The organism is Acidaminococcus sp. HCP3S3_G9_1 (assembly GCF_052122455.1).
In the GTDB taxonomy this organism is placed as follows: domain Bacteria; phylum Bacillota; class Negativicutes; order Acidaminococcales; family Acidaminococcaceae; genus Acidaminococcus.
Map to the genome: position 1 here is coordinate 136,955 of NZ_JBQKCH010000001.1, position 11,660 is coordinate 148,614.

Annotated in this window: 13 protein-coding genes; 1 reads left to right on the forward strand and 12 read right to left on the reverse strand. The window is 59.5% G+C overall.

Annotated features, from left to right (window positions below; genetic code table 11):
* Window positions 1-63: 63 nt before the first annotated feature.
* Entirely contained in the window at window positions 64-2,322 is a 2,259-nt protein-coding gene (locus ACTQY1_RS00675; RefSeq protein ID WP_441373719.1) for a LuxR C-terminal-related transcriptional regulator, read from the forward strand.
* Between the two features lie 41 nt (window positions 2,323-2,363).
* Here the strand turns inward: ACTQY1_RS00675 and ACTQY1_RS00680 are convergent, their stop codons facing one another.
* From ACTQY1_RS00680 to ACTQY1_RS00735, 12 genes are all read right to left on the reverse strand, one after another.
* On the reverse strand, window positions 2,364-2,972 hold the full coding sequence (locus ACTQY1_RS00680; RefSeq protein WP_022488000.1) for a porin family protein: 609 nt from the start codon (window positions 2,970-2,972) through the stop codon (window positions 2,364-2,366).
* Between the two features lie 77 nt (window positions 2,973-3,049).
* Entirely contained in the window at window positions 3,050-4,396 is a 1,347-nt protein-coding gene (brnQ, locus tag ACTQY1_RS00685; RefSeq protein ID WP_308664033.1) for a branched-chain amino acid transport system II carrier protein, read from the reverse strand.
* A gap of 9 nt (window positions 4,397-4,405) precedes the next feature.
* Window positions 4,406-5,161, reverse strand: coding sequence for an SDR family NAD(P)-dependent oxidoreductase (locus ACTQY1_RS00690; RefSeq protein ID WP_022487998.1), 756 nt, complete (start codon window positions 5,159-5,161; stop codon window positions 4,406-4,408).
* A gap of 109 nt (window positions 5,162-5,270) precedes the next feature.
* Window positions 5,271-5,468, reverse strand: a complete 198-nt coding sequence (locus ACTQY1_RS00695) for a cold shock domain-containing protein (protein WP_009015310.1) — start codon at window positions 5,466-5,468, stop codon at window positions 5,271-5,273.
* A 156-nt stretch (window positions 5,469-5,624) separates the two neighbouring features.
* Window positions 5,625-5,894, reverse strand: a complete 270-nt coding sequence (locus tag ACTQY1_RS00700) for a GIY-YIG nuclease family protein (protein WP_154487555.1) — start codon at window positions 5,892-5,894, stop codon at window positions 5,625-5,627.
* The gene (locus ACTQY1_RS00705) at window positions 5,891-6,358 is read right to left on the reverse strand and encodes a peptidylprolyl isomerase (RefSeq protein WP_022487996.1); all 468 of its coding nucleotides are present in this window, start codon (window positions 6,356-6,358) and stop codon (window positions 5,891-5,893) included. The genes ACTQY1_RS00700 and ACTQY1_RS00705 overlap by 4 nt, the downstream gene beginning before the upstream one ends.
* 78 nt (window positions 6,359-6,436) lie before the next feature.
* Window positions 6,437-7,444, reverse strand: coding sequence for a hypothetical protein (locus ACTQY1_RS00710; protein ID WP_441373720.1), 1,008 nt, complete (start codon window positions 7,442-7,444; stop codon window positions 6,437-6,439).
* Entirely contained in the window at window positions 7,441-8,298 is an 858-nt protein-coding gene (locus ACTQY1_RS00715) for an NAD(P)/FAD-dependent oxidoreductase (RefSeq protein ID WP_022487994.1), read from the reverse strand. Before ACTQY1_RS00715 ends, ACTQY1_RS00710 begins: the two co-directional genes overlap by 4 nt.
* 26 nt (window positions 8,299-8,324) lie before the next feature.
* Window positions 8,325-8,900 (reverse strand): nitroreductase family protein, encoded by a 576-nt coding sequence (locus ACTQY1_RS00720; protein WP_154487549.1) that lies wholly within the window; start codon window positions 8,898-8,900, stop codon window positions 8,325-8,327.
* A gap of 15 nt (window positions 8,901-8,915) precedes the next feature.
* Window positions 8,916-9,473, reverse strand: coding sequence for a hypothetical protein (locus ACTQY1_RS00725; protein ID WP_154487547.1), 558 nt, complete (start codon window positions 9,471-9,473; stop codon window positions 8,916-8,918).
* 94 nt (window positions 9,474-9,567) lie between these two features.
* Window positions 9,568-10,920, reverse strand: a complete 1,353-nt coding sequence (gene pdxR, locus ACTQY1_RS00730) for a MocR-like pyridoxine biosynthesis transcription factor PdxR (RefSeq protein ID WP_441373721.1) — start codon at window positions 10,918-10,920, stop codon at window positions 9,568-9,570.
* 104 nt (window positions 10,921-11,024) lie between these two features.
* Window positions 11,025-11,660 carry a V-type ATP synthase subunit D gene (locus tag ACTQY1_RS00735; RefSeq protein ID WP_012937587.1) on the reverse strand — a complete coding sequence of 212 codons (636 nt, stop codon included), beginning with the start codon at window positions 11,658-11,660 and terminating at the stop codon, window positions 11,025-11,027.

Below are 11,660 nucleotides of genomic sequence, written 5' to 3' on the forward strand. Positions count from 1 at the left end.
ACAGTTTATTCCGTCCTTTTATCCCAGGGGCGGTTCTCTGTATCCCTGAAAGGAGGAATTCCCATGACAGCCATCGAACAGGAACTGCTCCAGCTGGCCCGCACCATCCTCCATGCCTATTTTGAAAAAACGGATCCGGATCCTCTGCTGGCCCATCTGGCTCCTGATGTGATCTGGCTGGGGGCCGGGCAGGAAATGGAGGCGGAAGGCCGGGACAGAGTTGCCGCCATTTTCCGGAAGGGCCAGGATCAGCTGATTCCCTGCCGGCAGAGCCAGGAACGGTCCCTGGTGCGTCCTCTGGCAGAGGGACTGTGGCTGGTCCAGGTGTCTTCCCTGGTGGAAACGAATCCCTCCTACAAAATGTATCTCCAGGGCTACCAGCGCTGTGCCTTCTGTTTCCGGAAAAACGCCGCCGGCCGCTGGGAAATCACCTATCTGAACCATTCCATGGCCTATGAGGCCGTCCGGGAAAACGAGCTGTTTGCCATCAGCCAGGGAATCCGGAACTTCCGGAAGCTGAAGACGGCGGATCCGGACCTGTTCACCCCCCACGACAAGGAACTGATGTACCAGCTGATCCGGAAACTGTTCCATCCCCTTTCCCGGGAAGAACAGCAGGTCTGCCTGATTCTTTCCCTGTTCCCCCGTTTTTCCCGGGCCCAGGCGGAATTCCTCTGCCCCCACCCGGACACCCTGGCCCGGCTGGAAGAACACTGGAAGCGCAGCCCCTTCCTGACCTACGAGCCTTTCCAGGGGACCTTTGCCTTCCATCCGGTGTTCCAGGAATATCTCCAGAGCCAGTTCCAGTGTGAATCCTGGAACTGGCAGAAGAAAGCCTGTCTCCAGGCCGCCCGGTGGCAGCTCCGCAGCCGAGATTTTGCCCAGGCCCTTGCCCTGGCTCTCAGGGGAAAAGCCTGGCCCCAGGCCCTCCAGGCCGTAGAACAGGCGGGCCTTGCCATTTTATACCAGCAGCCTCCCTCCCTGCTGATCCAGCTGCTCCGGAAATGCCCTCAGGAGGAAAAAGCCCGGCATTTTGCTGGCTGCGGCCTGATCCTCCTGGCCCTGAACCTGCTCCAGTCCCCTCAGACCGCCCGGGAAGAACGGGAAATCCTGCTGGCCTCCCTGCCCGATGCCTGGACCTGTACCCCGGAAGACCAAGCCCGGATCCTTTTCCTTACGGCCCTGGACAGCCTGCCGGACCTGGGCGCCATGGAGCCGGCCTTCCGGCAGTTCTTCACCTATTGCCGGGAGCACCGTATCCGGCTGCCCCGGGATTATTTCCAAGGCATCCACCGGGGTGTCTCAGGTCAACTGGTGCTGTACTACCGCCGGGCCGGCAGCCTGGCCCGGAACACCCGCCAGCTCCAGGCCCTCTATGACGGCTGCGGAGAAGCCCTCCAGGGCGTCAGCGGTCCCCTGTGGCGTTCCACAGTGGCGGCGGAGCTGGCCTATCTCCAGGGGGAACTGTCCACGGCCGAAGAAGTGCTCCAGGCTTTTCTGGATGCTCCCTGCCGGACCCTGGATGAACAGCAGCGGGCCATCATCGCTCTGTTCCTGATGCCCCGGATCGCCCTGATCCGGCAGGACCAGGAACAGTTCCTAGGCTGGAAAAAGCATTACCAGAAGCTGTCCCAGCTGATTACAGACCCCCTGACCCGGACGGACCTGGATCTGGTGGGGATTTTCGTCCAGAGCCTTTTGGAACAGCCTTCTCCCAGCCTGGCAAAACATCTGGAACGGATGAACAGCCTGCCGGATTATCCTTCCCTCCAGGGGATGCGCCAGTCCACCCGGCACCGTCTCCAGCTGACCATGGGCAGATACCAGCTGCTGCTCCTTTCCACCCGTCCCCAGGATGCCGTCCCGGCTCCCACTTCTTCCCAAATGTGCCGGTGCTACGATGCCATTGTCCAGATTGCGGCCCTGGAGCATACGGGCCTTGGGGAAGAAGCGGCCGCCCTGCTCCGGTCCACCCTGGCTGAAGCCCTGAAAGACAGACTGTACCTGCCTTTTGTTGAGCACCAGTCCCTGCTGGGTCCCCTGCTGGTGAAAGCCGCCCGGCAGCCGGAATTTGCCGCATTCCTGCAGGCGGTCCTGTCCTATTCCCTCACTCCGGCCAAAGGCCGCCCGTTGAAGGAGGCATCCTTCACGGCCCGGGAAAAGCTGGTGATCCGGCGGGTGAAAGAAGGCCGGACCAACAAAGAAATCGCCCAAGAACTGAACGTGGCGGAAATCACCGTAAAAAAACAACTGAGCCTGCTCTATCAGCGTTTCCAGGTAAAGAACAGGACCCAGCTGCTCCATGCGGTGGAGAAAATGTGAAAAAAGGAGATGTCACACAGGACGCATGACATCTCCTTTTTTTAAAACTTGTACGATACCCCCACATTCACTTCATGGGTCTTGGCATCGATGTCTCCTTTGAAATCTTTGTACTTGCTGTCGTTGTAGGAGACGTTGGCTTCCCAGTTGTCGGTGAAGGCATAGCCCACGCCCAGTTCATACTGGGTGATGTTGTTGCCGGTGCCGAACTTGGCCCAGCCGGTGGTCTTGTCCGTAATGGGCAGCCGGCCTATGGCCCCCACCTGATAGCCGCTGTTGTTGTCATGGTAGCCATGCTGTTTCAGCCGGTTCCGCACATAGCCCCCGTACCCGTACAGATAGGGATTGAACTGATAGATCAGGCTTACCTGATGGGACTGGGCCGAAGCATCATGGTCCCCTTCATGGGCTGCATACCGGTAATCCAGACCCAGGTTGTCGGCGATCCCGATGGTACCCCCCACCCGGTACCGGGAATCACCTCCAAAGTCTTTGGTCTCTCCGTGCTGTTTCCATTTGAGAGTATTGCCCACCGTGACGTTGGCATCGACTTTTGCAGCGCCAGGAGCAATCTTGGCCAGGGGAGAAGCACAGGCCACGGTCAAAGGCAGCAGGCTCAGCACTGCAGTGGCCATCATCATTTTTTTCATGGGAAATCCCTCCTTCAATGGATTCAAACATTCATCATTCTTTCATTATACACTTTTTCATCAATTTTCGCAAAATTTCACTGTTTTTCCCCGGAGAGCTTCACGGCCGCTGCGGCTGCAGCCAGGGCCGCCAGGGTGGGCAGCAGCCAGCTCATCCCCAGGGAAAACAGGGGAAGCTGATGGTAGCAGCCCAGCAAAGCCTGGACCGGCGCCGTCCCCTGGAGCCCTTTGGGCAGCACGCTGAGGGCATCCCCAAAAGCCGCCACACCGGCCAGCACCATGGGCCACCGGTACAGCCGCCGGTTCTTCCCCAAAAGAGCGGAGGCAAAGGAGGACAGGATCAGGGTAATGGCCATGGGATACAGGAACATGAGGATGGGCACAGCCAGCACAATGATCTGGGTGAGCCCCACATTCCCGATCAGGAAGGAAATCCCTGCAAAGACCACACAGTAAGCCTTGTAGCCCAGGGTCCCGGGGAACAGTTCCTGGAAGGTGTTGGCGCAGGCAGTGATCAGGCCGATGGCGGTCTTCAGGCAGGCGAAGGTCACAATGGCCGCCAGCAGCATGCCTCCTACCGGTCCAAAATAGCCATGGGCGATCTGGGCCAGAGCAATGCCCCCGTTGGCGGATACCGCCAGCTGTCCCAGGCTGGAGGTGCCCAGCCAGGTGATCAGAGTATAGATCAGGGACATAAGGAACACCACAATGCCCCCTACCTTCAGCAGATCCACAGAAATGGTGGCCACATCCCGGACGCCCAGATTCTTCAGGGTATCGATCACCACCACGGAAAAGGCCAGCATGGCCAGTACGTCCATGGTATTGTACCCTTCCTTGAACCCGGTAAGGAAAGCATGGTCCACATAGTCTCCCTGGGGAAGGCTTCCGGCAATGGACCCCATGGGATGGACCAGGGCCACTGCCACCAGGATGGCCAGGAAAGCCAGGAACACCGGGTTCAGGAATTTCCCGATGTACACCACCAGTTTGGATGGCTTCAGGGAAAACAGAAGGGCCACTCCCATGAACAGAAAGGTAAACCCGGCCAGGATCAGGGTCTGGTTCTCTCCTACAAAGGGCACGATCCCGATCTGGTAGGACACGGTGGCAGTCCGGGGCAGGGCAAAGGCCGGCCCGATGGTCAGATACAGCAGTACTGTAAAGACCCGGGCAAAGACAGGGTGCACGTTTCCGGCCAGTTCTTCCAGGCTGCCGCTGCCGGAAAGGCCGAAGGCAATGAGCGCCAGGAAGGGCATCAGCACTCCGGTGGCAATGAAGCCGATGTTGGCGCTCCAGAAATGGGCACCGGCCAATTGGCCCATGTGCACCGGGAAGATCAGGTTCCCGGCTCCGAACAGCATCCCGAACAGCATGGAGCCCACAAAAAGATATTCAGCAGAAGTCAGTTTGTGATTGTTCATGGTGCCTCCTTATTTGGCGGTCAGGCCGCCATCCACGGAAATGATGGCGCCGGTCATGAAGCCGTTCATAGGGGACAGCACCGCACAGATCATATGGGCCGCTTCCTCCGGTTTTCCGATCCGTCCCATGGGATATACAGAAGCCATGGATTCCCGGGAATAGCCCCCTTCTGCCAGCTGCTTTTCCACCAGAGGGGTATCCACATCCCCCGGGCACAGGCAGTTCACCCGGATCCAGGGGGCCAGATCCAGGGCCAGAGACCGGGTAAAGGCCACCACCGCCCCTTTGGAAGCGGCGTACAGACAGCAGCCGTAATTTCCTTCCAGGGCCGCGTCAGAAGCGATGTTCACAATGGACGGACCGTCCTGGACAAAAAGGTCCAGCAGGGCCTGGGTGAGGAAAATGGTCCCCTTCACATTCACATCCATCAGCTGCTGATAATCCTCTTCCGTTACGTCCTGGAAAGGCTTTTCCTGGTAGATCCCGGCGCTGTTCACCAGAAAATCCAGTTCCTGGTGCTGTGCCTGGAGTTCCCCGGCGATTTTCCGGCAGCCTTCCACGGTGCTTACATCTCCCTGGAGATACAGGGCTTCTCCCGGCAGCCCTGTGAGGCTCTCCACTGCCTTTTGGCCCCGTTCCGGATCCCGGCCCACCAGCCACACTGTGGCTCCGTCCTGGACCAGCAGCCGGGCTGCTGCCAGGCCGATGCCGGACGTGCCACCGCTGATGACCCCTTTTTTCTTCTCCATTCCGTATCCGATCATATCCACGACTCCCTTCCTGCAATTTGTTCCCCAAACAGAAAAAAAGGAGATACCGTTTCCACGATATCCCCTCTTTGTTGCGCTTGTTGTTCTTGCAGATATCTATATCTTACAGTTTCACAACGTTGGCAGCCTGTTCACCACGGTTGCCTTCGACAACGTCGAATTCTACAGCCTGGCCTTCTTCCAGAGTTTTGAAGCCTTCACCCTGGATTGCGGAGAAATGAACGAATACATCGCCGCCATCTTCCCGTTCAATGAAACCATAACCCTTTTCAGCATTAAACCATTTAACTTTGCCAGTCATCTTTACTTGGCCTCCTAAAAATTATTGCGAAAAACGATCCAACTATATGTGATACCTGCGTGAGTTCAACATTCAGTAAGTCCGTTGTTTCTGTGTTCCATTCTAGCATAACCCCTGGACTTTTACAAGCAAAAGAATTGCGAGAGTACAGACGACTCAGGGTATTTTCAAAGATTTTCGAGGAAATTGACGGACCAGCTCTTCTTTTTGTTTTTTTGCCAGTTGTTTCAGTGCATATTCCCGCTGAAGGGCCGTCCTTTTGTCCGGCAGTTCCTCAAAATAGGCCAGGTCCACCGCCTTGAAGGCCCGGGTGTATTTGGCCCCGGACCCGCGGCGGTGCATGGCCAGCCGGTGGACCAGGTCGTTTGTCCAGCCGGTATACAGGGCGCCGTTGGCACAGCGCACCATATAGACGTAGGCAGTCATTCTGTTACGATTTCCACCTTTTCCATCACCACGTCCTTCAGGGGACGGTCGGCGAAATCCGTGGGGGTGGAGCCGATTTTATGGACCACATCCATCCCTTGGGTGATTTTCCCGAAGACCGCATGATGGCCGTCCAGCCAGGGGGTGGCATCCAGGGTGATGAAGAACTGGCTGCCTCCGGTGTTGGGGCCGGCATTGGCCATGGACAGGATCCCTTCCCCGCTGTGGGCCAGGCCGGGACCGAATTCGTCGTCGATGGTGTAGCCCGGGCCGCCCATGCCGGTGCCGGTGGGATCCCCGCCCTGGATCATGAAGCCGTCAATGACCCGGTGGAAGATGACCCCGTCATAGAATCCCTTCTCCACCAGTTCCCGGAAGTTCCCTGCGGTTTTGGGAGCCTTGTCCTCAAACAGCTCCGCAGTAAAATCTCCCAGATTCGTATGGAAATGCACTTTTTTGTTCATGTTGTTCACCTCGTTGTTGTGGGGCTGCCTTCAGCAGCCCCTGTCAATGGACGAGGATGCTGCCCCTGCAGCATCCTCTCAAAACTCCCTGATCACCAGATCCGACAGATCCAGATCCACCCGTCCTTTGCCCGGGACGGAGGCCAGGGCCACCAGACGTCCCTGGGTGGTGATGTAGAAATCATCCTTCTGGAGCCGGGCTCCTTCGCCCAGTCCGGCCAGCCGTTCCTGGAGCTCTTCCTGCCGGTTGGCTCCCAGGAAATAGTCCAGGGTCAGCCGGCTGCCGGTGGCCAGGTCGAACACCAGGGCATAGTGGAGGTCCGTGATCCGGGCCACCAGCAGGGTGGGATCAGCTCCTCCCTGGAGGGAGGATACATAAGCGTAGTTCTTCAGCCGGGTCCAGCTGGCCAGGCTGTTCACTTCCGACACCGGATAGCTCCGGTACAGGATGGGGGTCCCCTGGAACACCAGGCTCAGGATCTGCCGCCGGTTGTAGGTGACCTGGCACTGGAGCTCGCTTTCCACCGGGCCGGTAATGTGCCGGTACACGGACAGGTAGTTCCCCAGTTCCTGGTTGATCCGGTCCTGGACCTGAGGAGCCACACCGCCGGTCACCTGGGGAAAGGTGGTCTCATACCCATCGTTGGTGATCTTCAGGGGATTCCGTTTGTCCCGGGGCCCGGCCCCATCTTTGGCCGGCACCGCATACCATCCGGTGACCCCGTCCCGGGTGGCCACCTTGGCCCATTCCAGTCCGTTGATCTCCCGTTTCCCGAAGATCATCCCCTGAGCTCCCTCCGGGGCCGGCCGGAGGATGGTTTCCGGCTTTTCTTCCGGCAGGCTGCGCAGGTAACCTCCGCTGAATATGACCCGCTCCATTTTGTGTTCCCGGTTGACGAATTCCACCCTTGCTCCCTGTTCTCCCTCCCCGGGAGCCAGGGCCTTGGTTTCCGAAGCCGCTTCCGTTTCTCCGGCGGTCTGGCTGCTTTCCGCCGTCTGGGACCGGCTGCACCCGCCGGCCAGGCAGCCCAAAAATGCCAGAACCGTCAGGACCAGCAGGTAATGCCGGATCCTGCCACCGGTCATACCGGGTTCTCCCGGAGCCAGGAAGCCGCAGACAGCAGAGCCTTCTGGCCTTCTCCCGCCGCTTTGTTGATCTGCCAGGGATAGCCCACCGCATCTCCGGCGGCAAAAACTCCCTCCACACTGGTGGCCAGGTTGTCATCCACCCGGATGAAGGGACCATCCAGCCGGAGTCCCGGCAGGAGCCGGTCCAGAGGATCCGTTTCCCGGAGCAGGAACAGCCCCTCCAGTTTTTCCGTGCCGGCAGTGGTTTCCAGGGCTTCCACCCGTTCCTCTCCCAGCACCTTCCGGGGTTTGCCTTCCATGATCTGCACATTGGCAGGCCGTTTTTCCGGCAGGGGGAAGTCCGCCCACAGCTTCACTTCCCCAGCCACCCCCGCCAGAAATTCCACTTCTTCCCAGGCAGAGGGCAGATTGGTCACCACCCCGATGGTCTTTCCCCGGTACAGGTACCCGTCGCAGGTGGCACAGTAGGTGACCCCCTTCCCCACAAGGGCCGTTTCTCCCTCCAGGGGCTTTCCGTGGGAGGCTCCCGGGCACAGCAGGATGCTCCGGGCCTCGTACACTTCTCCCGGGGTGGCCAGATAGAAGTGCTTTTCCCGGGGCAGGATGCTCAGCACCTTGTGGGGGACCACCGTGGTCCCGGCGGCCTTCATGTGGGCGGTAAAGGCGTCCATCAGTTCCGCTCCCGACCGGTCCGGCATCCCCAGGTAGTTTTTCACCAGGGCGCTTTTCCGCAGGGCCAGGCCGAAATCCCCGGTATCCAGCAGCAGGGCGGACAGGGACCGGTTGGCGGCGGTCACCGCCGCACTGCAGCCTGCAGGGCCGCCCCCTACAATGGCAATGTCATACAGCATAGCTTTCTCCTTGTTTCCTCATCCGTTTATTTGAAATCCGCCACTTTTTCCAGGGGCAGTTTGGGCACATAATAATCCCGGGCCTCATCCACATAGTAGGCCAGTTTCCCTTCTTCCCCGGGCACCAGGGTGCTTTTGTGGGCGGGATAGCCCAGGGCCAGCACGGTGACCACTTCCCGGTCTTCCGGGATCTCCAGCAGAGCGGCGATCTTTACCCGGTCCACCGCTGCCAGGATGGCGCTGCCCACCCCCTGGGTCCAGGCAGTGATGGCCATGGCATCCAGGGCGATGCCCACGTCGATGCTGGTGATGGTGGGGTTGGCCTCCTTGGGCCGGGACACTACCACAAAGGCCACCGGCTGTTCCCCTTCCCTGGGGGTGCCGATTTCTTTGGGCAGGGCTGCCGCCCACCGGAGCAGCGGCTGCATGGCCTTCACGTTGGCGGGGCTTGCCACCACCGTGAACCGGAGGCTCTGGCCGTTCCGGCCGCAGCTCCGTTTCCGGGCCACATCCGCCAGGGTCCGCAGCAGGGCCGGATCCACCGGTTTCTGTTCAAAACGCCGGTAGGTCCGGCAGGTATCATACAGGGAAGCCAATTCCATTCCAATCACTCCTTTTTATTCCACTTCGGCCACATAGCCGTTTTCTCCGTCCGCCCGGAGGGCCAGCACATGGGGAGCCTGTTCCAGGAACAGCACCGCTTCCTGCTGGCGGATCTGGAGAGGACTGTTGAACACATCGGTGGGCACAAAGCCGTTCACCGGCAGCTGCCGGATCACCCCCAGGGAATCCTCCCCGATGACGGCCACTTCATTCAGATGGGTCTTGCCGGTGCCCCGGCGGCCGTAGCTGAGCACCAAGATATCCTGTTTTCCCGGACGGAAATCCAGTTTGTACAGGGCGTATTCCACCCCTTTCTGGAGGGTGCACAGGCCTACTCCGTCTCCCACCTGCCAGCCCAGCACCAGGACTTTTTCGCTGCCGGCGGCACCGGTAAGGCTGGCACTGATCTTCTGGGGAACCCCTTTCTGGAATTCCACCGTCAGAGGGGGCTGCAGCTGGCCGTTGGCGCTGAGGCTGTAACGGGGAGCAAAATACTGGGCCGCTTCCCCGGCCGCCGGCCCGCCCATCCCCAGCATCACGGCCAGAAGGGCAATTTCCCAGGTATTTTTCATACATCCACCTCCCCCAATGTTTGGGCTTTCATGATTTTTCTGTATCCTTTTTATTATACCCTACCCAGAGGAAAGAAGACAATTGTCTTTTCCTTTACTCCTCCAAGGCTTCCCGGAGGGCCTCCACTCCTGCCCGGATCTTTTCCTCTCCGATGCCGGCAAAGGACAGGAGGAATTCCGGAGGCCGGCCCGGTTCCGTACCCCGGACAGGGATCACCCGGACGCCTTTTTCCAGGGCCCGGGCGGCCAGTTCTTCTGCTGTCCCCGACCGATCCAGGGCAATGTGGAGATGGAGCCCGGAGCCGTAGCCCAGCAGCCGTACCTGGTCCCCGAACACGGCAGTCAGAGCTTCCTGGAGCAGCCGGCTCTTGGTCCGGTACAGGGTTCGGAGCTTCCGGATGTGCCGGGTCAGGTGCCCTTCTTCAATATAGGCCGCCAGGGCCAGCTGTTCCACAGTGGACGAGGTCTGGTTGTACCGGCCGGCAATGGCCCGGTAGGCAGGCAGCAGTTTTTCCGGCAGCACCAAAAAACTGATCCGCAGGGAAGGCAGCATGGTCCGGGAAAAGGACCCCAGATAGATGATCTGTTCCCGGTTCCCGAAGCTGTGGAGGGCAGGGGTGGGCCGGTGGAGGTAGCGGAATTCCCCATTGTAGTCGTCTTCCAGCAGGTACACCCGCTCCAGCTGGGTGGCCACGATCAGGTTGTTCCGTTCTTTTTCCGTCAGGGCCCGTCCCTTGTAGGGATTGGCGGTAGAGATCATCAAAAGGCCGGGCCAGTCCCCTTTGGGGTCTGCCGGATCGTAGGCACAGGTTTCCCAGCCCATGAGATGGAAGATCTGTTCCGCCTGGGGGAACCCGGGGGCTTCCAGTCCCGCCACCTTCCGTTCCAGCGGCAGCAGGGGCAGCAGCACCAGCAGCAGGGTCTGGAGACCGGCTCCCACCAGGATCTGTTCCGGCCGGCACACCACCCCCCGGGAAGCGTAGCTGTACCGGGCCAGCACCTTCCGCAGTTCCGGTTCTCCCTGGGGATCCCCGTATCCGGCAATGGAGGCGGGATTCCGGAGCACCTGGTTCAGGCACCGGCGCCAGAGCACCGTATCGAAGGTGGAGGTATCGATGTAATTGTTGGAAAAATTGTAAAGGACAGCCGGCCGGGCCGGATCCGGCGGGGTTTTCGGCTCCTCTCCCTCTTCCCGGGGCCGGTAGGCAGCCACCCGGTACCCCCGGTTGGGCAGGTTTTCCACCACTCCCTGGTCGATGAGGATCTGATAGGCTCCCTCCACGGTGGTCCGGCTCAGTTTCAGGTCCCGGGTCAGCTTCCGGATGGAAGGGAGAAAGTCCTGGGATCCCAGGTGGTGGAGCCGGATTTCCCGGCAGAAATAAGCGGCCAGCTGCCGGTAAAGGGGACCCGCCCCCGGCTGTACCCGGAAATTAAAAGTGGTCAGCAAAGAACCGTGCTCCTTTCAGTGCTGCTTTTCAGCAGGATCTATAGTCACGGATATTGTAGCATAAAAAAACAGAGTGCTGCAGACAACCTGCAGCACTCTGTTTTTCACGCCTGTTTCGCCATGATTTCCTTGGCTTTCATCAGGCGTACGGTGCTGGCTCTTTCGTTTTCGCTGAGCTTCATGGTGATGTACTTGATGCTTTCCTGCATTTCCGGGATCATGACATATTCCAGGGCGTTGACCCGCCGGCGGGTCTTTTCGATTTCATCCGCCAGCATGTTGCAGGTCTTTTCCACTTCCGCCAGTTCCAGAAGATCCGGCAGGCAGGTGGTCAGTTCCGTCACCGCCGTATCCAGTTCCCCGGTGGTGAACGCGAAGGAATAAGGCACCTGGGCCGCATCATCCGCCGTGGCCCCGGTATAGGTCAGGGTGGGCACATCCACGCTCATCACGTTCTTGCTTCCCACTTCGAACTCGGCGCTCCGTGCCGGGTACAGCAGGGCTTCGTTCATGGTCAGGAATCCCATATGGGCCCGGGCCACCACGAAATGGTGGGACACGTTCTGGAGGGCTTTTTCCATTTTCAGCCGCAGTTCGTGGTTCCGGCGGATGTAGATCATGAACTGCCGGACCATTTCGTCCCGTTTGTCTTTCAGCAGTTTATGCCCCCGGACGGCGGTGGCCAGCCGGCGTTTCAGCCGGGTCAGCTCCATCCGGGTAGGGTTTACGTTGGTAGCCAT